The organism is Paraburkholderia fungorum, from assembly GCF_046026025.1.
In the GTDB taxonomy this organism is placed as follows: Bacteria; Pseudomonadota; Gammaproteobacteria; order Burkholderiales; family Burkholderiaceae; genus Paraburkholderia; species Paraburkholderia fungorum_E.
This window is the reverse complement of record NZ_JAQQFL010000021.1, coordinates 23481-47247: the sequence shown is the minus strand read 5'-3', so window position 1 is coordinate 47247 and position 23767 is coordinate 23481. Positions and strand designations below refer to the sequence as shown.

General features: G+C 63.3%; 15 protein-coding genes. All 15 read right to left on the bottom strand.

Annotated elements, in window-relative coordinates; all coding sequences use genetic code 11:
• Window positions 1-10: 10 nt before the first annotated feature.
• A complete protein-coding gene (tssH, locus tag PQR67_RS22335; protein ID WP_408464091.1) occupies window positions 11-2683 on the bottom strand; it encodes a type VI secretion system ATPase TssH in 2673 nt (890 codons plus the stop codon).
• A gap of 73 nt (window positions 2684-2756) precedes the next feature.
• Complete coding sequence (gene tssG / locus PQR67_RS22330; protein WP_408464088.1) at window positions 2757-3764, bottom strand: type VI secretion system baseplate subunit TssG; 1008 nt, start codon at window positions 3762-3764, stop codon at window positions 2757-2759.
• Window positions 3749-5638 (bottom strand): type VI secretion system baseplate subunit TssF, encoded by a 1890-nt coding sequence (tssF, locus tag PQR67_RS22325; RefSeq protein WP_408464085.1) that lies wholly within the window; start codon window positions 5636-5638, stop codon window positions 3749-3751. The genes tssG and tssF overlap by 16 nt, the downstream gene beginning before the upstream one ends.
• Complete coding sequence (gene tssE, locus PQR67_RS22320) at window positions 5638-6147, bottom strand: type VI secretion system baseplate subunit TssE (protein WP_408464082.1); 510 nt, start codon at window positions 6145-6147, stop codon at window positions 5638-5640. Before tssE ends, tssF begins: the two co-directional genes overlap by 1 nt.
• A 7-nt stretch (window positions 6148-6154) precedes the next feature.
• Window positions 6155-6964, bottom strand: a complete 810-nt coding sequence (locus PQR67_RS22315) for a type VI secretion system accessory protein TagJ (protein ID WP_408464079.1) — start codon at window positions 6962-6964, stop codon at window positions 6155-6157.
• Window positions 6965-7049: 85 nt separating this feature from the next.
• Window positions 7050-7535: an Hcp family type VI secretion system effector gene (locus tag PQR67_RS22310; protein ID WP_408464076.1), complete on the bottom strand. Its 486-nt coding sequence runs from the start codon at window positions 7533-7535 to the stop codon at window positions 7050-7052.
• A gap of 66 nt (window positions 7536-7601) precedes the next feature.
• Complete coding sequence (gene tssC / locus PQR67_RS22305) at window positions 7602-9092, bottom strand: type VI secretion system contractile sheath large subunit (protein WP_408464073.1); 1491 nt, start codon at window positions 9090-9092, stop codon at window positions 7602-7604.
• A gap of 27 nt (window positions 9093-9119) precedes the next feature.
• Window positions 9120-9623, bottom strand: a complete 504-nt coding sequence (tssB, locus tag PQR67_RS22300) for a type VI secretion system contractile sheath small subunit (RefSeq protein WP_408464286.1) — start codon at window positions 9621-9623, stop codon at window positions 9120-9122.
• Between the two features lie 30 nt (window positions 9624-9653).
• The gene (tssA, locus tag PQR67_RS22295) at window positions 9654-10700 is read right to left on the bottom strand and encodes a type VI secretion system protein TssA (RefSeq protein WP_408464070.1); all 1047 of its coding nucleotides are present in this window, start codon (window positions 10698-10700) and stop codon (window positions 9654-9656) included.
• Between the two features lie 125 nt (window positions 10701-10825).
• Window positions 10826-11260: a hypothetical protein gene (locus PQR67_RS22290; RefSeq protein WP_408464284.1), complete on the bottom strand. Its 435-nt coding sequence runs from the start codon at window positions 11258-11260 to the stop codon at window positions 10826-10828.
• A 90-nt stretch (window positions 11261-11350) separates the two neighbouring features.
• A complete protein-coding gene (locus PQR67_RS22285; protein ID WP_408464067.1) occupies window positions 11351-11515 on the bottom strand; it encodes a hypothetical protein in 165 nt (54 codons plus the stop codon).
• A 73-nt stretch (window positions 11516-11588) separates the two neighbouring features.
• On the bottom strand, window positions 11589-13751 hold the full coding sequence (locus PQR67_RS22280) for a serine/threonine-protein kinase (RefSeq protein WP_408464065.1): 2163 nt from the start codon (window positions 13749-13751) through the stop codon (window positions 11589-11591).
• A gap of 12 nt (window positions 13752-13763) precedes the next feature.
• Window positions 13764-14147 carry an SEL1-like repeat protein gene (locus tag PQR67_RS22275; protein ID WP_408464062.1) on the bottom strand — a complete coding sequence of 128 codons (384 nt, stop codon included), beginning with the start codon at window positions 14145-14147 and terminating at the stop codon, window positions 13764-13766.
• 188 nt (window positions 14148-14335) lie between these two features.
• The gene (locus PQR67_RS22270) at window positions 14336-21970 is read right to left on the bottom strand and encodes an autotransporter-associated beta strand repeat-containing protein (protein WP_408464059.1); all 7635 of its coding nucleotides are present in this window, start codon (window positions 21968-21970) and stop codon (window positions 14336-14338) included.
• A 58-nt stretch (window positions 21971-22028) separates the two neighbouring features.
• Window positions 22029-23750, bottom strand: coding sequence for a ShlB/FhaC/HecB family hemolysin secretion/activation protein (locus PQR67_RS22265; protein ID WP_408464056.1), 1722 nt, complete (start codon window positions 23748-23750; stop codon window positions 22029-22031).
• Window positions 23751-23767 lie beyond the last annotated feature (17 nt).

The following is a 23767-nucleotide window of genomic DNA, read 5'->3' as shown; positions in this document are numbered from 1 at the left end:
GCGCTGCTCCTCAATCGAATGCATAACCGAACTCGCCGTTCGACACGGTGATATGCGCACGCCGCACCGGCTTGCCGTCCATCAGGCGCGTGAGAAATTCGCCACTGATGGCGGGCAGCAGACTGTTGGTGAGGATCGCGTCGATCATCCGGCCGCCGCTTTCCAGCTCCGTGCAGCGGCTCGCGATCAGCTTGACCACGTCGTCGTCGTAGGTGAACGGCACTTTGTGGCTTTGTGCGACGCGACGCGCGATGCGTCCGAGTTGCAGGCGGATGATCGCGCCGATCATCTCGTCGTTCAGCGGGTAGTACGGGATCGTGACGAGACGGCCCAGCAGCGCCGGCGGGAACACCTTCAGCAGCGGCTCACGCAAGGCCTTGGCGATGCCTTCGGCGTCGGGCATCAGCTCCGGGTCCTTGCACAGGCTCGTGATCAGATCAGTGCCGGCGTTCGTCGTCAGCAGGATCAGCGTGTTCTTGAAATCGATCACGCGGCCTTCGCCGTCTTCCATCCAGCCCTTGTCGAAGACCTGGAAGAAGATTTCGTGCACATCCGGGTGGGCCTTTTCCACTTCGTCGAGCAGCACGATGCTGTACGGACGGCGGCGCACCGCCTCGGTCAGCACACCGCCTTCGCCGTAGCCCACATAGCCCGGCGGCGCGCCCTTGAGCGATGAAACCGTGTGGGCTTCCTGGTACTCGCTCATGTTGATCGTGATGACGTTCTGCTCCCCGCCGTACAACGCCTCGGCGAGTGCCAGCGCGGTCTCGGTCTTGCCCACGCCTGAAGTGCCCGCCAGCATGAACACGCCGATTGGTTTGCCGGGATTGTCGAGACCGGCGCGCGAGGTCTGGATGCGCTTGGCGATCATGTCGAGTGCGTGACGTTGACCGATGATCCGCTGCGACAACGTATCGGCGAGTTTCAGCACATTCTCGATTTCATTCTTCACCATCCGGCCGACCGGAATGCCGGTCCAGTCCTGCACCACCGATGCAACCGCCTGGTGATCCACCGTCGGCAAAATCAGCGGCGTCTCACCCTGGTGCGCGACGAGTTGCGCCTGCAGATCCTTCAGTTGTGCGAGCCATGTCTCGGCGCTGCCGGTGTCCGCCGCGCCTTCGACCTTGCCGGTCGCGTCGCGCAGCTTGCCGCGCAGCTCGAGGATGCTGTCCACCAGCGTCTTTTCCGTTTGCCAGCGGGCGTCGAGTTCGGCGAGCCGGGCACGCTCGGCGACGAGTTTTTGCGTCGCGAGCGTTTCGCGTTCGAGCGTATCGACACCGACCGCCGTCTCGCGGCCGATGATCGCCAATTCCGTCTCAAGTGCGGCGATGCGCTTTCTGGCATCGTCGATCGTGGCGGGTGTGGCGTGCTGGCTGACCGCAACCCGTGCGCACGTTGTGTCGAGCAGACTCACGGCCTTGTCCGGCAATTGGCGCGCCGGGATGTAGCGATGCGACAGCTTGACGGCCGCATCGAGCGCTTCGTCGAGAATCTGCACGCGATGATGCGTCTCGAGCGACGAGGCAATGCCGCGCATCATCAGCAAGGCTTTTTCTTCCGACGGCTCCGGCACCTGTACGACCTGGAAGCGGCGCGTGAGCGCCGGGTCTTTCTCGATGTGTTTCTTGTATTCCGCCCACGTGGTCGCCGCAACGGTGCGCAGCGTGCCGCGCGCGAGCGCCGGCTTGAGCAGGTTGGCGGCGTCGCCGGTACCCGCGGCGCCACCCGCGCCCACCAGCGTATGCGCTTCGTCGATAAACAGGATCACCGGCTTTTCCGAGGCCTGCACTTCCTCAATCACTTGCCGCAGCCGGTTCTCGAACTCCCCTTTCATGCTCGCGCCCGCTTGCAGCAGACCGACGTCGAGTGTGAGCAGGCGCACATCGCGCAATTGCGGCGGCACGTCGCCTGCCACGATGCGTTGCGCGAATCCTTCGACCACCGCGGTCTTGCCGACGCCGGCCTCGCCGGTGAGGATCGGATTGTTCTGGCGCCGGCGCATCAGGATATCGATCACCTGGCGAATTTCTTCGTCGCGTCCGACGATCGGGTCGAGCTTGCCGCTTCTCGCCTGTTCGGTCAGATCGAGCGTGAAGCGTTTCAAGGCTTCGCCCTTGCCGAGCGCGGCGGGCGCAAGCGCACCGCTGGCTTCGCCAGGCGCCGCCGCGCCCATCTGGAAGTTGTCGGTAGCCGAGAGGTTCGCCTCAGGCGAGCCGCCGGCGATTTCATCGAAGGCGTCGGCGAGCGTTTCGCTTTTGACCTTCTCGAACTGGCGCGAGATCGCCTGCAACGAGTGGCGCAAGCCCGGTGTCTTCAGCAGGCCGACCATGATGTAGCCGGTGCGCACCTGTGACTCGCCAAACATCAGCGTGCCGTACACCCATGCACGCTCGACCGCCTCCTCGACCTGCGAGGACAGATCGGTAACCGAGGTCGAGCCGCGCGGCATGCGATCGAGCGCCGCCGTCAGGTCCCGCGCTAGCACGGCGGTGTCGAGGTCGAAATGGCGAATGATGCGATGCAGGTCGGAGTCCTGCAATTGCAGGATCTGATGAATCCAGTGCGCAAGCTCGACGTACGGATTGCCACGCAGCTTGCAGAACACCGTACTGCTTTCTATCGCCCGGTAAGCGAGCCCGTTCAACTTCCCGAACAGCGCGACGCGACTGATCTCAGCCATGAATGTCCTCTAGAGCGTATGGGTGCCTACGTTTAATGAAATGTTCTTTCTCCGACACCGGAGACGTGTCGCCTCAGGATCGCGAAGGAACCGGATAGAACAGCAACTGGTCGGCATCGCGCGCCCGCTCGCGGCCCCCGACCGAGGTCGTAAGTCCGAGCCGCGCGGTACGCCCGAGCCGCAACGGCGGCACGTGTTCCTTCCTCAGCACGAGCCGCACATCCCAGGCGAGCGCATCGCCCGCGTACTGGCGAACCCAGTCGATCAGGCGCGCGAGATTCGCGCCTCCCGGCAACAGCGTGCAGAACTGCTCGAAATCGAGTGGACCGATGCGCAAACGGAATTTGTGCTGGACGTTCCATACCGCGCTGCCCAGCACGGTGCTCACGCCGAGCCGTTCGGCGTTCACCCCCGTCTTCAGACGCGTGCGCTCGTCGACCGGCAAGCGCATCCAATGACCGACGAACGGTTCGACGCGCACCGCCATGCGGAAAAAATCCGCGAGCAGCGCGGCAAGACCCTCGGCGTTGCGGCGCTGATCGGCAAGACGCCCTGCGTAGTGGAGCTTCGCGACGCCGGGCACGCTCGAGCGATGTTGCAGCGACGGCATGCCGAGCCCGACGAGCGACGCGACATAGGCGGCGAAACGGTCGGCTTCGGGGCGGTCGAGACTGACGGCGGGCTGCGCATTGGCCCACGCGCAATAGAACAACGACAGCATGCGGTGGTGAAACACGTCGAGAAACCGCGCCAGCGTCGGGTCGGCAGAATTGCGCAGACGGTCGCGGATGTACTCGGTCAAATGCAGCGGCAGCGGTCCGTTCGGTCCGCTCAGGCCGAGAAAGTTGACCTCCATGCGCGGCGGTTTCTCGCCGCGCCATTCAAGCTTCTCGATCATCGCCGGCTCGAATGCGAGCGTCACCGCCTGGGCGAGCCGCACCGGATCGTCGGCGGCGCGCTGCGAACGGCCCAGGCGCGGATGGTCCGGGTACGCGGCCTCGATCAGCCGCAGCGCCGCGTAGAAGTCGAAGCGCCGTGGCTCTTCGGCAAGCGGCGCGAGCTGCGCTACAGGATCTCGCATCGTCCGCTCCTCGCCGGCCATTTCATGATGTCGCCGCGCGTGGTCGAACGCACGACGGTCTCGGTGAAGGTATTGAGCGACGTGTACTTGGCGAAGAACTGTTCGAGCACGCCGCCGAACAGAAAAATACCCGCGCCTTCGAAGGCGCTTTCGTCCATCGTCACGGTGACCTGCAAACCTCGCCCGTAAGCGATATGTCCCGGTGCCGGGATGCGCCGCACGACCGGCTGCGACGACACCGAGCGCACTCCTTCGATCTGCCGGTGCCCGACCGTGTCGGCAACACCCACGTATAGGCGCAGTAGATCGCGCAGCGCCGAAGCGCCCTCTTTCTCACCTTGATCGAGCAAGGACAGATAGTTCAGCGACAGATGGCTGACCACGCGCCACGCTACTTCCCCTTCCGCATACGATGGCGCCGGCGCCGTGGGTCCCGCGACGCAGCGCACGGACTGCACGGGTGCGCTCGCCTCCAGCGTGAAATCGGTCTTGCCGAGGCCAAGCGGCATGGAAAGCGGCAGATCGCGATTGGTGCACAACAGCTCGGCGCCGAGCTGGCGCAGGTCGCTGCGATAAGGCGCCTCCAGCGGGTCGACCAGCGAGACGAACATTTCGCTGCCGATATAGCTCGAGCGCGGTCCCTGGCGCCGCTGCCGCTCGGACAGCACGCGGCGCGCGCGGCGCACCTGGTAGTACGCGCCCGCCTCGCGCTCGTTCATCAGGTCGTTGGCCGCATAGAACGGCCGGAACACCTGCTGCTCGTCCTTGCCGCTGCCGTAACCGGTGACGGACATCACCTGTTGGATTTCGAAATCCATCGGCCGGGTGCGGTCTGGAATCAGGTGAAACTCGGCCTGCTGTTTTGCCAGATGAACGCGATCCGAGCGCTTCGGAAACAGGTTGATCGCGGGCGCACAGAACAGGCCGAATGTCTCCGCGCCGACGCCGCCTTCGAGTGACGGCTGCAAGCGGTCGAACAGAATCACAAGATCGAGCTCGTTGTCCGTGCTTCGGCTGACGGCGCGCGCAAGGCCACCGAGTTCGACGAACTGGTAACGCTGCGGAAACGCGAAATACTCGTGCAGCAGCCGGTAGCCGTGAAACGACCGCGGTCCATGCGGCAGCAAGGCCTCGTCCGACGAGAATCCCACCCGGCCGATCTGCGCCCGGTCGATCACCTCATGCCACACTGCGTTGCCATTGGCGTTGGTCCTGGCCGGCATCGCGATCAGCGCCAGCGCGTGAGCGAAGATCTGCTCGTACAACTGCGCGGGCAACGCATCGCTGCCGCGCAGATGCAGCGTCAGGCGTTCGAGCGATAGTTCGTTAAGCGCAAGACCGGCTGTCGCGCGCAGGCGCAATCTCAAGCCGGCGCGTACGGTGCCGAGCCGCGAGAAATCGAGCCCGGCGATCTCGCCCGCGTGCGCGAAATACTCCGCGTGGGCGATCTCAAGCGGCCAGAGTGTGGTTTCATGCGCGGTGCGATATTCGCACGGCGTCTGGTCGTTCTTGCCGAGAATGCTTTTCAGCACAGTGCCGCGCGGCAGCGTGAACCCTGAGGCGAGGCTGCCTTCGGCCAGGTCCGGCGCGAACTGCACCACCGCCATCGACGGCGTCGGCGCCAGGTAATGCGGATAGACCAGCTCCAGCAGGTGTTCGGTGAAGCGTGGAAACTCCGCGTCGATTTTCATCTGCACGCGCGCGGCGAGAAAGCTGAAGCCTTCCAGCAAGCGCTCGACGTAAGGGTCGGCGCACGCAAAACTTTCAAGCCCGAGGCGTCCCGCCACCTTCGGAAACTCACGGGCGAATTCACCGCCGGTTTCGCGCAGATGCTGGAGTTCGCGCTCGTAGTAGCGCAGCAGGCGCGTGTCCATCAGGAAAACACCGCGTCGAAATCGGTTACGCGGATCTCGCCCATTTCCAGGTCGAGCTCGGTCTTCAGGAACAAACGCTCAGGCACGGGTTGCCCCCACAGTTCGCCTTCGAGTTCGAAAATGAGCTGGTTGTGCGAACTCTGGTCGAAAGCAATCGGCCGCACCTGCACCGTGTTGCGCAAGATACGCGGCTCGAAGTCCCAGATTGCCTGGCGCATGCGGCGCGCGACACCTTCGATGTCGATGCCCGAGGCGGTCTGTCCGGAAAAATCGGGCATGCCATAGTTGACGACCGATTGCGCCGCGAGTGGAAATGCTTCGAGATCCTGCAGAATGCCGATGCCGCTGGAATTGAAGAGCCACGCGAGATCGCGCAGCACCGCCTGGCGCAGCGTACGCATCGACAGCACGCGACGCTCGCGCGATTCCTGCGTGTTGTCCGGTTCGTCGTCGGTCAGCCGGTCGAGCAGCGACGGCTGAAGACGTTCCCTGGCGGTCAGTTCGGCCATGATTGCCTCACTGCAGCGGCGCTGCGGGCGCGGCGTCGATCTGAATGTCGCGCACGTCCATCAGCGAGTGATCGCCAGTGTCGGTCGCCAACACGCGCTGTCCGATACCGACAAACACACCCTCGTGCGGCTCACGCCACTCGGTACGGCGCGCGAGTTTCAGCGCGTCGTTGGCCGCGGCAAGTGTGCCGTCGTACCGGGTCGGCACAAACGCGACGCTCTCGCCGCCGCTCGCGAAGGTCACCTGGGCCGGCATCCACACGGTGTCGCGCAGATCCGCCGGCGCGTCGAAAGCGATCCGGGTCAGCCGGTGAAACGGCACCCAGTAGTAGTGACCGTTGACGATCATCTCCACCAGCGGCCCGAGACGCGCATCCGCATCGGCAATCCATTCGAACGGCACGCCGTCGAGCGTGCCGCTGCTGGCCGGCGCCATCTCGAGCGCTTCTTCGCGAATGTGCGCGGCCTCGGCAAAGGCGCCGGTGGCATCGCGCTTCAGCGCTTCGAGCATCAGTGCAATCCACGCTTCCGGTTCGCCGAAGATGACCGGTGTGCGCCGCCCCGCGAACACTTCCGCGCGCAGCGCCTCGCAGCGCAGGGCTTCGCGGTAGCTTTGCACCATGGCCAACGCACCGGCATCCAGCTCGCCGCACACGGCAAGCTGCGTGTTCGCCCGTTCCCACTGGCCAAGCACGGCAAGCAGCTGAAACAGGAATACGCGGCTTTTCGGATCGGCCGGGTTGGCGCGCACTTCCTGCGTCAGCGCGGCGAGTGCGTCGTCGAGCCGGCCGCTTCGCAACAGATCCTGAGTCGTCATGGTATGTCTCTGAGGCTCCCCAGCGCGCGGCGCGGACGTCGCGGCATGGGGAACGATGAAGGCCGTTGTCGTTGGTACGCCAGGGTCAATACGTCGCCTTGTTCGTGCTCAGGTCCCACTTCTTCGGCGTGCCGGTCGTCACCTTGGCGCCGTCGAACTGGTCGTACTGGAACGAGATCTTGGCGAAATTCAACGAGAACGATTCGGACGGCCGGTCGCCGCCGCTCGACATCGAATAGGCGCTGATGATCGCATCCTCCAGTTCGATCTTCAGATACACCTGGTCGGTCTTGTCCGCGCCGCCCGTCTGGATGAAGTGAATCTCCGCCTTGCCTAGCGACTTGCCATAGGTCGCCTGGGCGAACAGGTCGGCCGACGCGATATCGGTCGGCTTGGAGAACGTCACCTCCGAGAACGACGGATTGCTCGTATCGCGATCGGTCGCGCCGTCGCTGCTCGTGGAAATGGCGCGACCGACGCCCAATTGCATGGAGTTGACGGCGATCCAGTCGGTATGGTCGTCGACCTTGGAGGTGCCTTTGATCTTTGTTCCGAAGTTCAGGAGAATCATTTTTTTCCTCTTGATAAGTGAGCAACAACCCGATGGACACCGGGCTGCCGAAGCTTGCTGATCCGATTACTTCTTGGCCGACGGCAGCTTCGAGACGAGCCGCAACGACACGGTCAGTCCTTCGAGCTGGTAATGCGGGCGCAGGAAAAACTTCGCGCCGTAGTAACCCGGATTGCCTTCGACTTCTTCCACCACGACTTCCGCACCGGCGAGCGGTTTGCGCGCCTTGTCGGCCTCGGTCGCGGTGGCCGGGTTGTTTTCCACGTACTGGCCGATCCAGTTGTTCAACCAGATCTCCATATCGCTGCGTTCCTTGAACGAACCGATCTTGTCGCGCACGATGCACTTCAGGTAATGCGCGAAGCGGCAGGTCGCGAACAGGTACGGCAGGCGCGCCGCGAGGTTCGCGTTGGCGGTTGCGTCCGCGTCCTCGTATTCGGCGGGACGTTGCAACGACTGCGCGCCGATAAAGGCCGCGAAATCCGTGTTCTTCTTGTGAATGAGCGGCATGAAACCGTTCTTCGCCAGTTCGGCTTCGCGGCGGTCGCTGATCGCGATCTCGGTCGGACAGGTCATGTCGACACCGCCGTCGTCCGACGGAAACGCGTGCACCGGCAGGCCTTCGATCGCGCCACCCGATTCGATGCCGCGAATCTGCGAGCACCAGCCATAGGTCTTGAACGAGCGGTTGATGTTGACGGCCATCGCATACGCCGCGTTCGACCATGTGTAGTTCTTCGGGTCGCCGCTCGTTTCCTCCTCAAAATCGAACTCTTCGACCGGATTCGTATTCGCGCCGTACGGTGCCCGCGACAGGAAGCGCGGCATCGTCAGGCCGACGTAGCGCGCGTCCTCCGAATCGCGGAACGAGCGCCACGCGGCATGTTCGGGCGTCTGGAAAATCTTCGTCAGATCGCGCGGATTGGCGAGCTCCTGCCACGAATCCATCAGCATCACAGACGGATCGGCAGCGCTAATGAACGGCGCATGCGCCGCGGCCGCGATCTTCGCCATCGAACTGAGAAGCTCGACATCCGGTGCGCTGTTGTCGAAGTAGTAATCGGCGACCAGCGCGCCGAACGGTTCACCGCCGAACTGACCGTATTCTTCTTCGTAGACCTTCTTGAACACCGGGCTTTGATCCCATGCGGTGCCCTTGTATTTCTTGAGGGTCTTGCCCAATTCGTTCTTCGAAACGTTGAAGACGCGGATCTTCAGCATTTCGTCGGTCTCGGTGTTGTTCACCAGATAATGCAAACCGCGCCAGGCGCTTTCGAGTGCCTGGAATTCCTCGTTGTGCAGGATCTGATGAATCTGCTCGGTGAGCTTCCTGTCGATCTGTGCGATCAATGCGCCGACGGTGGCAAGCACGTCGTTCGACACGAGGTGGGTGCCGGCGAGCGCCTGCACCGCGAGTGTCTTGACGGCCTCTTCGACGGCTTCTTTCGCCTTGTCGGTTTTCGGCTTGAATTCCTTTTGCAGCAGGCTCGCGAACTCGCTGAGCTCAACGGTCTCGCCGCCAGGCGACGCTTGTGATTCGGTACTGGTCTCGGCCATGTGAAACTCCGTCGGTAGCGATTGGGGTTATTCCTGCGGCTTCGGTGCCGAGGTGAGCGCCTGCATCAGCGCCGGCTGCTCGAGCAGTTGCGCGATCAGTGTTTCCGCGCCGGTCTTGCCATCCATGTAGGTCAACAGATTGGCGAGTTGCGAGCGCGCTTCGAGCAACTGGTTGAGCGAGCCGACCTTGCGGGCAATCGCCGCGGGCGAGAAATCGTCCATGCTCTCGAAGGTCATATCGACCGAGAGATTGCCTTCGCCCGTGAGGGTGTTCGGCACCTGGATCGCCACACGCGGCTTGGTCGCCTTCATCCGCTCGTCGAAGTTGTCGACGTCGATCTCGAGAAACTTGCGATCGGCAACCGGCGCGAGCGGGTCCGCCGGCCTGCCGGACAGATCGGCAAGCACGCCCATCACGAACGGGATCTGCACTTTCTTCTGCGATCCGTACACCTCGACGTCATACTCGATCTGGACGCGCGGCGCCCGGTTTCGAGCGATGAATTTCTGACTGCTTTCCTTGGCCACGATGACTCTCCGCTTACGAAGGGGTTGCTGGGATTACTCCGACTGAATGCCGCCCACCTGGCGGACGGATGCCATGCTCTCTGGCGCGAGGTCCGCGACGATTTCGAGGAAGCTCATCGTCACGAGGCGCCGCGCGCGCAGCAGCATCAAGGGCACGGGGCTCGACGGCTCGTGGCGCTCGTAGTACGCGCAGAGTTTGTCGAGCAGGCGCGTGACGTCGTCGCGGCCGGTGATTTCGTCTTTGCGCGCGGGGGCGTTCGCGCCGTGCTGAGCGGCGTCGCCGTCTGCAGGGTTCGCGTCGGCCTCGTTGCCCACCTCGGTTGCTTCCACCGGCGCGCGGCGCTGCAAGCGCTGGGCCGTGAAATCGCGGGCGCGTTTGAGCAGGCGGGTGAGTTCGGTGAGGTCGATGGCCCGCGCGGCGCCCACCCGTTCCGTGAGCTGCGATTCGATATGTTCGATGCGGGCGCAGGCCTCTTCGAGTACGGCCGCTGATTGCTGCAACACGCCGAGATCGACATTCAGGAAGATCCCTTCGATCAGCGTCATCGTCGGCGCTTCCTCGCCTGCCGGGGCCGGCATCTCGCCGTTGGCGATTTCGATGTCGCGCAGGCTGACGCGCCCTGCCACGCCGGCGTCGATCAGCGGCGCAGCTTTGAGTGTGCGCAGAACGGTAGTGGGTTCAATCAGGGCTGCGAGCGCGTTGACGCGCATCGTCGGATCGTTGTCGTCGTCCGGATCGAGTTGCGGATGCACGTGGTCCCAGTTCGCGTCGAGCAAACGGTCCAACATCACGAGAGCTTGCGTGAACCCGGCGACGCCCTCGGTTTCGAGCAGCGCGCGGGTCAGGTGGATCGTAATGCGCAGATCGCGCGTGCGGGTGAACAATGCGAGGCAGGCTTTGCGGATCGCCTTCCAGTCAGGCGGCTCGCCCGCAATGACCGTCGCGCCGAATTGCGCCTCTTCCTTGCCCTTGGCGAGTTCTTCGAGCTCGAGAAAAGCCGCGTCGTATTCCAGGTCGCTGCCGCACGGCGCGTCCGCGGATAACTCGGTCAGGATTGCATCGGCATCGAACACGTTCACCCCTTTTTCTGATCTCGGGGTGAATTATTGAGACGGTGCGTTTCCCAAACGTTTCCGTGGCGGCCTGACGGTGACCACGCGCTCACGATACGCGGAAGCTCTGTATGTTGAAAACTGAGCGCCGCCTACTGTTTGACGCAGGCACGAGGCAAACTCGACGCGTCCGACTTTATCAAGTCGACGATGAAGTATTCAAAATTGTACGCAGACGTTGACCTCTTCGACCATTCAAGATCATTCTTATAGAAGGCCTTTTGTTCTTTACGAAGCGCAGCCTCATTGTCTGCGTTTATCAAGTCAAATGTGCTGACAAATATGGAGACGTCGTGGTTGTCGCGCTCATAGTCTTCTGTTTTTCTAATGAGATGAGTCAATTCATGAATGATGGTCGATATCTGCTGAACGTTCGTCGTTTTGTAGAAGCAGGGGCACAGCGAAATGGAACCCCGCTTGCGCAGTCTCTGATCGTCTGGCGTGTAAGCGTGCGCCAAGTTGGTACATTGATCCCCATGCGCTTCAACCCGTAGTGTTTTGCTTTTGTCCGCGAGGAAATTTTTTATATCCTGGAACGTATGTCGAACCGCCCCGCGCTGTGTGCCGAACCATTTTCTGCGTATCAGCTTGCCTTCGTCCCGAGCGGCCGTGAGCTCCTAGTTTCCCTGCACATGTCGCGGCGCAAGGCATGCGTCGATAGCCCAATCGATTACATCTGGAACAAAGAGCAGTATCTCTTTCAGACCCTTTTGCTCCGAGGGTTGCAAAGCTGAGTTATTGACGATTTCCAGCAATGCACCGTTTTCGTAGAACCTGGCCATGGCAACTCCTGATAGTTAGTACAGCGTTGATTCCATCTGCGATTCGACCTGCTTGCAGTCCCATCCTCAATCTCTACCGCTTGCTCACATCGGGCACATCCACTCCCGCCGTGCGCGCGACGTTGTACCAGCGGATCGACTCCGCGTAATCGCGTGGCACGTCACCCGCGCCGTTTCCGTAGATGTCGCCCAATTGCTTCGCCGCCTGACCGCTGCCGCCACGCGCCGCGCGTTTGTAGAGCCGTACGGCGTCGTTGAGTTTGCCCTCTCCTTGCAGCTTCGCCGCCTGCGCAAGCAGATCGGCGGACGATACTTTTGGTTCGGCTACAGGTGGAGTCTCGGCGGATCTGGCGGCGAGCGTGGGCGCGCTTGTGCCGGGCGACGTTGGCTGCGCATTCGCCGAATTTGCCGCGTTTGACTGTGAAGGTGTGGGCGACGCAGACGTCGCAGTGGCATGCGACGCCGTGGCGCTGCTAACCGGCGTCGCAGCTTGAGCGGCGGTCGTGCGCGGCGTCTGGGCCGCTGCAGTGGCGCTCGATGCCGCCGTCGGCGCAGCATTCGGCCTGGCAGCTTTATTCGCGCTCACGACTGCTTCTGAAGCGCGGTTCTTCGCGAGCGCCTCGCGCGCGCGGCGCTCGGCGTCGGCGGCGGATGCCGCTTTCAGACGTGCGGCTTCGCGCTGCGCCGTGTTGACGCTGCTTGCACTGCTCGCGGTGTTTGTGGCCGTAGCCGCGCTTGTGGCGCCCGAGGCACTCGCATTGCCCGTTGCGCCCACCGGCGGCGTTGTCGCAACCCGCGCCTCGGCGCCGGACGCGGCACCTTGCGATGAAGAAGCGTCCACGGGCTTCCCAGCCACGAGCGATGTCCCATTCGCATTGACTGACGGCGCAACACTTGCTGCGACCCCACCGCTGTTCACAGCTACCGGTGCACTCTGCCTGAGCATGAAATACCCACCGCCGCCCACGGCCAGCACCGCCACCGACGCAACCGCGATCAACGCAGTCCTGCCAGACTTCTTCGCGACCGGCGCAACCCGCATCGATCCATCGCCCGAAGCCCCCGGCATGCCAGGCTGATCGGGCCGGTCAAGCGCGAGCCGCGTGCCCCCATCCGCGACACCCTCGCCACGCATGGCGGCACGCGAAGCCGACGAATCATCGCCATGCAGCTTCGCCAGCTTGCGGCGCGCGAGATCGGCATAGGTCCCGTTTGGAAACTTCGCGATATAAAGCTCGAATTCGTCCGGATCGCTGCTGTCCTTGATGGTTTTCCAGAACTCGATTTCGACCGCGCTCGAATCGTTCGCGACGCGCGTACCGCGTGCCGCGCCGGTCTCGCCCGGCGGCCGTGCGCGTGCCGCGGCCACCGCGAGCATGGTCGCCTCGTCCTCGTCGATCGCCTGACCGGCAAGCGCGCGCTGCAAATCCTCCTTGAACGCCCGTGCGTATGGGTAACGTTCCTCCGGATTCTTCGCAAGCGCACGGAACACGATCGCGTCGAACACGGGATCGAGCGCCGGATTCTGCACCGACGGCGGCACCGGGTCGTCCTGGATAATCTGCCGCTGCACCGCCCAATGACCATCCCCGACAAACGGCCGCTTCATCGTCAACAACTGATACAGCACGATACCGGCCGCGAAAATATCCGAACGCGTGCCGACCGGATTGCCCATTGCCTGCTCGGGCGACATATAGCTAGGTGTCCCCACCATCGTGCCGGCCTGGGTGCCGTCGCTACCGGTATCCGACAGACGCGCGACACCGAAGTCGGTCAGTTTCACGCGCATCTGCGCGTCGAGCATGACGTTTGCCGGCTTCACGTCGCGATGCACGATGCCTTGCTCGTGCGCGTAGCCGAGCGCGTCGAGCAATTCGCCGGTCATGCGCACCGCGTCCTTCACGGCGAATTGCGTGCCCTTGTCGAAGTACGCCTTGAGCTCCTCGCCGCGAATCAGCTCCATCACGATATAGGCGACGTTGTTCTCTTCGCCGAAATCGAATACGCCGACGATATGCGGATGGTTCAGCCGCGCGACGGCCTGCGCCTCGCGTTCGAAGCGCACCTGATATTCGGCCGCCATCTCCGGATCGGAAAGCTGGCTCTTGAGAATGGTCTTGATCGCGACAGGCCGGTTCAGTTTCGGGTCGGCGCCTTCGTAGACGACCCCCATCGCGCCGCGCCCAAGCACGCGCTTGATCTGATATCTGCCGAGTTGTTGTAGCTCTTCCATCGCTGCGGCCGCTCAAGGCGGCGTGCCTCCCATGAAAACGTGCGGCAGATCGATCGACTCGCCGGACTCGCGTGCCCGGCGCTGCCAGTACACGGCGCACGCATAATCACGCGCGACGTCGCCCTCGCCGCCGTACAGGTTGCCAAGACGTTTTTGCGCGGGTCCATAGCCCGCAACGGCGGCGATGCCGTACCAGCCAAGCGCCTCTTCGAGCCGGCCGGCCGCGTCGTACAACTGCGCACAGTGATAGGCGGCGAGCCGGTCCAGCGCGGCGCTGGGTTGCGCGGCGCAGCGCGGATCGTCCATGCGCGCGAGCGGCACGTGGCGCGGCGCGTCGATTGCTTTCTTCTGCTCATGCGCGGGCGGCGCTAACGGGTAGCCGAGCGAGCAGGCCACTTGTGGCTCCGCGGCAACGTCGGAGACCGTAGTCGCGGCAATCACAACGGCAATTGCTGCGATCCTCAATGCGGCAAAGGCAACGGCAGATGCAGATGCAGATGCAGATGCAAGCGAAATCGTCCGTTTCAGGAACGACTCTGCAAATATCGTTGCAAGCGGTTGCGCGAACCATCTCACGGACGCGTTCACGGACAAACCTCCGTAGCACGCAAACGCACACTCTCGTCGCGTGGTTCGGCGACGGCATGATCGGCGAGCCGGCACGGCGCCGGCATACGCACCTCGAGGTCACCCTCATGCGGATAGGTCTGAACCTGCTCGAGGTCCCCGGCGAATCCGTACTTCACCTTCAGCGTGAATTCGTCCTCCTGATGCATCTGATTCACCATCGCCGACTGAATCCCAGCCTGCACCGAGGAAATCGCGCTAATCAGCACGTTGTTGCCGATGCACGGACCCATGTTGACGCGCGCGCAATTGACCTTCGTGCCGATCGAGAAGCGGGTCTGCTGGCCGTCGGGCAGCAGAAAAAATGCATCGTAGCCAGACACGAGCGACAGCTTGCCAACGTTGTTCAAAGCGAACTCGGCCGGCAGCGCCGCGCCGATATTCTGGTTGTCCTTCGCCGTAAGCGTGATGCTGTTCGCGCTCACCGACGCGCCGCGCGCCGTGGTGACGAGACCGCCCGCGACAATCGTGAGCGCGTCGCCGATCACGGTGCCGCCGAACGTGGTGGCGCCGCCGCTCGTCGTCGACAAAGTGCCGGCCGTGCCGGAGACAGTGAGCGCGCCACCCGCCGTCACGTTCATCGTGCCCGGCGTCGACAGCGCCAGCGCGAGATCCTGCGCGCTCGTGATCGAGCCGCCCGCGGCGCGAGCCGTGACCAGTGCGCCGAAGGTGTTGGCCAGATCGAGAATCAGGTTACCGTTCGGCGTGCTGAGCGTGGTCGCGCCGCTCACTTGCAGCGCGCCGCTCTGTGTGATGTCGCCGCCCGCGCTCGCGTTCAGCGACGCCACATTGGACGCGCCGAAATTCAGCGCGCCCGCGCTGTTCACGCTGGCCGGTCCGCCGCTCAACTGCAACGCGCTGCCGAATTGATTGGCCTGGTTGAGTGTAATCGCGGCGCCGCCGGTCGTCGCGATCGAGGTCGTACCGGCAATCGTCGCGGCAGCAGATTGCGTGACGGCGCCATCCGACTGCAGTGTCAGATTCGCGAGCGTGGTAGTGCCGAGTTGAATACCACCCGCGTCGGCATTAAGCGAGAGCGACCCACCGCCGGTGAACGTGCTCGCGCCGGTGAAATGATTGAAGGCGTTGGCGGCGTTGAGCGTCGAGCCGGCGCCGATGTCGAACGCGGCGCCGCGCACGTTGAGCGCGCCCGACAAGGTGTTGAGGCCGCCGCTTGCGACAAGCGTGCTGCCGTCGAGCAGGCTGAGGTTGTTGCCGAGCGTGGCGCCGGCAAGCGCGAGCGTCGCGCCGCCGCTCACCGTCGCGAGACCGCTGCCGAGCGAACCCCCGGCGCCCACGGCCAGCGTGCCTTGCGCGATCGACGTGCCGCCGGTATAGCTATCGGCACCGTTTAACGTGACGAGTCCTGCGCCCTGCTTGGTCAGCGACTGTCCTGTGCCGTTGTCGCGAATCACACCGTTGACGGTAAGCGTTGCGCTCGACGCCGCCGATACCGTGCTGCCGCCGCTCAGTGTGATGAGCCCATTCGCGACGCCACTGCCGGTTGTCGTTTCCAGCGTGCCGCCCGCCAGCGTGACGGCATTCGGCAGCGTGTTCTGCAAATCGAGCGAAGCGCCGCTGCCGACGGTGATCGCACCGGTCTGCGCGCCTGCCGTGCCGCTGTTCTTCAGCGCGAGCGTACCGCCTGTCACGGCGGTGCCGCCGGTGTAAGTCTGGGCCGTGTCGAAGCTCAGCGTGCCGGTGTTCTGCTTGCTTACCGCGCCGCCGCCGCTGATCGTACCGCTGAAGGTGCTGTCCGACGCCTGGTCGAAGACGAGACGTGTGCCGCCGGCGAGCGCAAGATTGCCTTGCAGACTGGCCGTATTGCCTTGCAGCGTGCCGCCTGTCACGCTCGTCCCGCCGGTGAAACTGCTGACGCCGTTCAGCGTCACGAGGCCCGCCCCACCCGCAACCAATGCGCCCGCCGATGCGCCGTTGCCGAGCGCCCCATTGATCGTGAGCGCGGCGTTGCTGCCGGTCGAAAACGTGCTGCTGCCGTCCAGCGTCACCGCGCCGTTCACGATGCCGTTACCGGTGCTCGTCTCCAGCGTGCCGCCGTTCAACGTCACGGCGTTCGCCACCGAATTCTGCACGTCCAGTGCCGCGCCGCTGCCCACCGTGATCGCGCCTGCCGACGCGCCGGCTGTGCCGTTTCCGGTTAGAGCCAACGTGCCGTTCGTCACGCTCGTCCCGCCGGTGTAGGTCTGGCTCGTGCCGATCGTCAGCGTGCCGCCGTTCTGTTTCGTGACCGCGCCGGCGCCGCTGATCGTGCCGCTGAACGTGCCGTTCGATGCCTGGTCGAACACCAGCCCCGTCCCACCGGCGAGTGCGATATTGCCTTGCAGACTGGCGGTATTGCCCTGCAGCGCGCCGCCTTTCACCGTCGTGCCGCCGCCATAGCTCTGCGCGCCATTGAAGGTTAGCGTGCCGGTGTTCTGTTTCGTGACCGTACCGGTACCGCTGATCGAACCGTTGAAGGTGCCGTTCGATGCCTGATCGAACACCAGCGCGGCGTTGTTCGTGATGCTGCCCTGCAGGCTTTGCGTGTTGCCTTGCAACGTGCCGCCGCTTAACAGCGTGCCGCCGCCGTATGTGTTGATGCCGGTCAGCACCACCGTGCCCGGCCCACTCACGGTGAGCGCATTCGGCGACGCGCCGCCGCTCACTATTCCACTTACCGTTAGCGTCGCGCCGGAACCGGTTGCAAACGTGCCGCTGTTGCTCAGCGCGACTGGTCCGCTGACGGTGCCGGTGCCCGTCGTCGTTTCCAGTGTTCCGCCGTTCAGCGTCACCGCGTTGGACAACGTGTTCTGCACGTCCAGCGCTGCACCGCTGCTCACCGTGATCGCGCCTGCCGGAGCGCCGGCCGTGCCGCTGCCCGTCAAGGCCAACGTGCCGCCGTTGATCGTCGTGCCGCCGCTGAACGTGTTAATGCCGGTCAGCACTACCGTGCCCGTGCCGTTCACCACCAGCGCTCCCGCTGGCGTACCGTCGATCACTGTGCCGCTAACCGTCAGCCTCGCGTTATTGCCAGTCGAAAACGTGTTGCTGCCCTTCAGCGTCACCTGGCCGTTCACCACGCCGCTGCCGGTGCTCGTCTCCAGCGTCCCTCCGGCTAACGTCACTGCATTGGCAAGCGTGTTCTGCACGTCGAGCGCAGCGCCGCTATTCACCGTGATCGAACCTGACTGTACGCCGGCCGTGCCGCTGCCTGTCAGGGCCAGGGTGCCGCCGGTGACGTTTGTGCCGCCGCCGTAACTTTGCGCTGTGTCGAAGGACAGCGTGCCGGCGTTCTCTTTCGTGACTGCTCCCGCGCCGCCGATCGTGCCGCTGAAAGTGCCATTCGATGCCTGATCGAATACAAGCCCCGTGCCACTCGCGACATTGATGGTTCCCTGCAGGCTGGTGGTGTTGCCCTGCAACGTGCCACCGGTGATGCTCGTGCCGCCGCTATAACTCTGCGGACCGCTGAATATCAGCGTGCCAGTGTTCTGCTTTGCGACCGCCCCCGCACCGCTGATCGCGCCGCCGAAAGTTCCATTCGATGCCTGATCGAATACAAGCCCCGTTGCGGTGGCGACATTAATGTTGCCCTGCAGGCTGGTGGTGTCACCCTGCAACGTGCCGCCCGTGACGCTTGTGCCACCGCTGTAAGTCTGGGAGCCGTTGAGTATCAGCGTGCCGGTGTTCTGTTTCGTGACAGCACCCGCGCCGCTGATCGTGCCGCTGTAAGCGCCATTCGATGCCTGATCGAATACAAGCCCCGTTGCGGTGGCGACATTAATGTTGCCCTGCAGGCTGGTGCTGTCGCCCTGCAATGTGCCACCCGTGACGTTTGTGCCGCCGCTGTAGCTCTGGGGGCCGTTGAGTATCAGCGTGCCGGTGTTCTGCTTGGTGACCGTTCCCGCGCCGCTGATCGTGCCGCCGAACGTTCCATTCGATACCTGGTCGAATACAAGCCCTGTGCCACTGGCGACATTAATGCTTCCTTGCAGGCTGGTGGTGTCACCCTCCAATGTGCCGCCCGTGACGTTTGTGCCACCGCTGTAGCTCTGTGCGCCATTGAAGGTCAACGTGCCAGCGCTCTCTTTCGTCACCGCACCAGCGCCGCTGATCGTGCCGCTGAAAGTGCCGTTCGATGCCTGATCGAATACAAGCCCCGTGCCACTGGCAACATTGATGCTTCCTTGCAGGCTGGAAGTGTCGCCCTGCAACGTGCCACCCGTGACGTTCGTGCCACCGCTGTAATTCTGTATGCCATTGAGTGTCAGCGTGCCGGTGTTCTGCTTGGTGACCGTTCCCGCGCCGCTGATCGTGCCGCCGAACGTTCCATTCGATACCTGGTCGAATACAAGCCCTGTGCCACTGGCGGCATTAATGCTTCCTTGCAGGCTGGTGGTGTCACCCTGCAACGTGCCGCCCGTGACGTTTGTGCCACCGCTGTAGCTCTGTGCGCCATTGAAGGTCAACGTGCCAGCGCTCTCTTTCGTCACCGCACCAGCGCCGCTGATCGTGCCGCTGAAAGTGCCGTTCGATGCCTGATCGAATACAAGCCCCGTGCCGCTGGCAACATTGATGCTTCCTTGCAGGCTGGTGGTGTCACCCTGCAATGTGCCGCCCGTGACGTTTGTGCCACCGCTATAACTCTGAGTGCCGCTGAATATCAGCGTGCCAGCACTCTGTTTCGTCACCGCCCCCGCGCCGCTGATCGCGCCACTGAAAGTTCCATTCGATGCCTGATCGAACACAAGCCCCGTGCCGCTCGCGACATTGATACTTCCCTGCAGACTAGTGCTGTCGCCCTGCAACGTGCCACCCGTGACGCTTGTGCCGCCGCTATAACTCTGCGGGCCGCTGAATATCAGCGTGCCGGTGTTTTGCTTGGTGACCGCACCGGCGCCACTGATCGTGCCGCTGTAAGCGCCATTCGATGCCTGATCGAACACAAGCCCTGTGCCACTCGCGACATTGATGCTTCCTTGCAGGCTGGTGGTGTCACCCTGCAACGTGCCACCCGTGACACTCGTACCGCCGCTATAACTCTGCGGGCCGCTGAATATCAGCGTGCCAGCACTCTGTTTCGTCACAGCCCCCGCGCCGCTGATCGAACCACCGAAAGTTCCATTCGACGCCTGATCGAACACAAGCCCCGTGCCACTCGCGACATTGATGCTTCCTTGCAAACTAGTGGTGTCGCCCTGCAACGTGCCGCCCGTGACGCTTGTGCCACCGCTGTAGCTCTGTGGTGCACCAAATGTCAGCGTGCCGGCGTTCTGTTTCGTCACAGCTCCAGCACCGCCGATCGCGCCGCTGAAAGCGCCATTCGACGCCTGATCGAACACCAGTCCCGTGCCAGTCAAGAGACTGATGTTTCCCTGCAGGCTGGTGGTATTGCCCTGCAGCGTGCCACCTGTGACGCTCGTGCCGCCGCTGTAACTCTGTGCGCCGTTGAGTATCAGCGTGCCGGTGTTCTGCTTTGTGACCGCCCCCGCGCCGCTGATCGTGCCGCTGAAAGTGCCATTCGACGCCTGATCGAATACAAGCCCCGTGCCACTCGCGACATTGATGCTTCCTTGCAGACTAGTGCTGTCGCCCTGCAACGTGCCGCCCGTGACACTCGTACCGCCGGTATAACTTTGTGGGCCGCTGAATATCAGCGTGCCAGCACTCTGTTTCGTCACCGCGCCCGCGCCGCTGATCGAGCCGGTGAAAGTCCCATTCGATGCCTGGTCGAACACCAGTCCCGTGCCAGTCAAGAGACTGATGTTTCCTTGCAGACTGGTGTTGTTGCCTTGCAACGTGCCGCCTTGGACAATCGTGCCACCGCTATAAGTATTGGCCTGACTCAACTGAAGCGTGCCAGCGGTCAACGTCAATTTACCGGTGCCCGAAATCGAACTGCCAGCGGACTGGGTAATCAGGTCGCCCGGATTGTTCGAGCCGAGCGTGATCGCTCCCGACCCGGAACTCAGATTGCCGAGCGATATGCCACTGGTGCCCTGCGTGCTGGCGTCGGTACCGGCTAGCATCGAGATGTCGCCGCCGTTGGTCGACAGCGAATGGCCGCCCATATTGATCGCCCCACCGGACGTGAGCGAAATTGATGCCACAAAAGTCGGCGCCGGCCCCGTGTTCAGCGCCAGGTCCGCCATGAAGATGATGGAATTCGTAGCGGCGAGCGCCAGGTTGGCCGTCAACGAAAGCCCCACCAGCGTCGACGTCAACACATACGAATCACCCGTGCCGCATGTGACGGGATCCGCAGTCACAATGCACAGGTCCGTTGGATCGAGCAGCAAGGTACCGCGCTGACCATTCGGCGCACTCAGATCGGCTGTGCCGTCCACGGCCAGCACGCCTTTGCTCGACACTTCCGCGTTGCCGCCATTGCCGCCGTTGGCCCCGCCGCGCGAGACGATCGCTCCGGAAAATTGCGTGCGGTCATTGGACCAGACGACGACCTGCCCACCATTACCCTGGTCGGTTGCGCTCGCATCCAGCACGGCCCCCTTCACGATCGCCGTGGTCGACGCATTCTGCAACGGTCCCGCGCCATGCTCGGCGCCGCCCACCAGGATCGTGCCGCCGCCGACAGGGCCAGACGCGTCGAGCTTCGCCGTACCGGCGAGCGCAAGTTGATCACCGCTCACCGTAATGTTGCCGCCGTGACCGCTCGCCCCCGCACCGCTCGCGTCGAGCGTGCCGCTGATCGAAACAAGGCCTTGAGCGCCGCCGTTCAGTTGAATGTCTTCGCCGTTCGAACTGATCGACCGCGCGCGAATCACACCGCTGCTGTTGATGACCGTATCGAGCGCACTGTCACGCGCCTGCGCGCTCAGCAGCACCGGGCCGCCGGAAAAAATGGTGCCGCTGTGGGTAATGCTGGCCTTCAGCGCACTGGCGTCGACATTCACCGACAAGGGACTCTCGGCATCCAGCGTCATGCTGACCCGATCGCCCGCCGCCAGTGCGACGCCACCCGTCGCGCTCACGTTGCCGGCGTTGACGATCTGCGGCGCGATGAAAACCACCGCACCGTCGCGCGCGTTCACCGATCCCTGATTGACGATGCCGCCCGCCGAACCGCCGTTCTGAAACGTATAGCGCCCCGCGAGAAAATCGCTATCGGAGATGCCCAGCGTCGACGCGACGAAACTACCGGTGTTCACCGACGCCCCGGGCGCGAACAGCACGCCCGCCGGGTTGACCAGAAAAACCTTGCCGGTCGCCGTGAGGCTGCCGAAGATCGACGACGGCGAGCCGCCCACCACCCGATTGAGCGCGACGGAACTCGCATTCGGCTGAACGAACGTGACGCTGTTACCGTGACCGATCGAAAAGCTCTGCCAATTGATGATCGCGCTGCTGCTCCCCTGGTTGATCACCAGTTGCTGGCCATTGGGCTGCGTCACCGTGACGTTGCCCGATACCACCTTGGCGCCGCCCGGCAGGGTCTGCGCAAGAACGGCCGCACTCGTCAGCAGCAACGCGGGTCCGCATACGAGCGCGAGCACGCACGGCACCCACGAAAAGGCGCGCGTGCCGCAGTGGCTCTCGTTAAAGTAACGATCGGAGCGATCGGCGTAACTCATCGATCCGTGTTTCCGCGGCATCCCGTCTCCCCAGCGCACGAACCTCATCAGGTCCGCATCAAAAGAACTGCACCCATTGCACCCAGACGCGCGGTGTGTTGTCGTGTGTATCGGAGGTCGGCTTTCTGCCGCCATGCCATGCGATGCTGGTGCGGAACAGGTACTTGTTCGGCGCGCCGAAATTCATGCCGACGCCGTAGCTCAGCAGGCGCACGCTATTGGACAGGCCTGGATCGGGCGCCGGCGCGTCGCCCGGTTTGGCGTTGGACAGGATGTAGCCGAAATCGAAGAAGCTCGTCAGCACAAAGCCCCCCGCGCCGATATGCAACCCCGGCACCGTGTAGCGCAATTCGAGCGTGCTGGCGAAGCCGTCGTCACCAATCGCCTCGCCTTCGGGGTAGCCACGCACGCGGTTCGCGCCGCCAAGCGAGAACTTTTCCGCCGCAGTCAGATTCTTCGAGGCGGCCTGGCCGGAGGCTGAGAAGAACAAGGCAAGGTTCGGCGCGAGTTGCTGAAGACGCTGATAGTCCCCATAGAACTTCGTGAAGAAACCATTCGTGTGATAGCCATTCACGCTGGCGTCATCGCTTTTCTCGGCGTCGCTGCCAAAGCCGAGCGTGCCGAACATCACACCGGCGGTGTAGACGTTGACATAGCCCGTGCCGCGCGAATCGCCGTTCACCTGGGCCTTCAGCCCAATGATGTTCTTCTGCTGCGCAGGTGCGCCGCTCTGCTTGTCGTTCAACTGCTCATAGGTCAGCCCCACCTGCGCGAACAGATTCACGTTCTTGCTGCGCTCGATAGGATGGAGTACGAATAGATTGACGACGTCCGCCGTGCCATGCGCATTCAGGTCCGCGAACTCCTTGCCGAGCGAATAGTTGAGCCGGCCGTAGTCGACGCCCACGCGCGTCCCGAGGTGCCCCACCGGCACGAGGTAGCTCACGTCGCCGAAATCGCTCAGATTCTGGTTGGTGATGAAACCCTGCACCGTCAGCAGGTCACCAATCCCGAGCGGACTCACGAGACTGGTCTTGACCCCTAAGCGATAAGCGCCCGCATAGCGATTGCCGTAGTTGTCCACGTCGACTTCGCCGGTGACCCGCTTGGGTTTTTCGGCCAGCACCTCGACTTCGAGATCGGCGGTGCCGACCTGCGCGCCGCGATTGAGAGTCGAACGAATCACCGCGCCGGGCAGATCGCGAATCAGCAGCAGCGGCGTTTCGACGGATTTCTCCGTAATGATGTCGCCTTCCTTCAGACGCGCGTGCAGCATGCCCAACACCTGATCTTCGCTCACGCGTGCTTCGGGCGGGTACGGATGCTTGATCGTGATCTTGCCCAGGCGCCCTTCGAGAATGCCGATCGTCACGACACCATCCGAAATGTTCTGCTTCGGCAGGAACGAGACGGCAAGGAAGTAACCGCGCTGCCGATAGAACGCCTTCACCTTGTCGACGATCTCGTTCAGACCGTCCAGGTCCACCTCGTGAAACGCATACGGCGCGAGCAAGGCGGTCAGTTCCTCGCTCGAGATAACGGTGTTGCCGGTAAAGCGAAAACCTTGCGGCGTAAACCGCAGATCGGGGGCTTCGACCTTCGGCGTCGGCGGCGTCTCCGGCGGCTTGACGACCACGTTCGGGTCGGCCGGCGGCACCTGCGGAGGCGGCTTGATCGCCTCGATCAATTGCCCCGAAGTCGGTGGTGTCGGCGGCGTCTGCGGGAATGCTGGCCATGCGGCACACAGGCCTGCCGTCAGCAAGGCTGTGCGATGCAACACGTCAAAGCGCGTCGGCG

Bases quoted from the DNA above. Each gene is read 5' to 3' on its own strand.
- tssH (WP_408464091.1), bottom strand. From the start codon at position 2,683: ATGGCTGAGATCAGTCGCGTCGCGCTGTTCGGGAAGTTGAACGGGCTC.
- tssG (WP_408464088.1), bottom strand. From the start codon at position 3,764: ATGCGAGATCCTGTAGCGCAGCTCGCGCCGCTTGCCGAAGAGCCACGG.
- tssF (WP_408464085.1), bottom strand. From the start codon at position 5,638: ATGGACACGCGCCTGCTGCGCTACTACGAGCGCGAACTCCAGCATCTG.
- tssE (WP_408464082.1), bottom strand. From the start codon at position 6,147: ATGGCCGAACTGACCGCCAGGGAACGTCTTCAGCCGTCGCTGCTCGAC.
- PQR67_RS22315 (WP_408464079.1), bottom strand. From the start codon at position 6,964: ATGACGACTCAGGATCTGTTGCGAAGCGGCCGGCTCGACGACGCACTC.
- PQR67_RS22310 (WP_408464076.1), bottom strand. From the start codon at position 7,535: ATGATTCTCCTGAACTTCGGAACAAAGATCAAAGGCACCTCCAAGGTC.
- tssC (WP_408464073.1), bottom strand. From the start codon at position 9,092: ATGGCCGAGACCAGTACCGAATCACAAGCGTCGCCTGGCGGCGAGACC.
- PQR67_RS22285 (WP_408464067.1), bottom strand. From the start codon at position 11,515: ATGGCCAGGTTCTACGAAAACGGTGCATTGCTGGAAATCGTCAATAAC.
- PQR67_RS22280 (WP_408464065.1), bottom strand. From the start codon at position 13,751: ATGGAAGAGCTACAACAACTCGGCAGATATCAGATCAAGCGCGTGCTT.
- PQR67_RS22270 (WP_408464059.1), bottom strand. From the start codon at position 21,970: ATGAGTTACGCCGATCGCTCCGATCGTTACTTTAACGAGAGCCACTGC.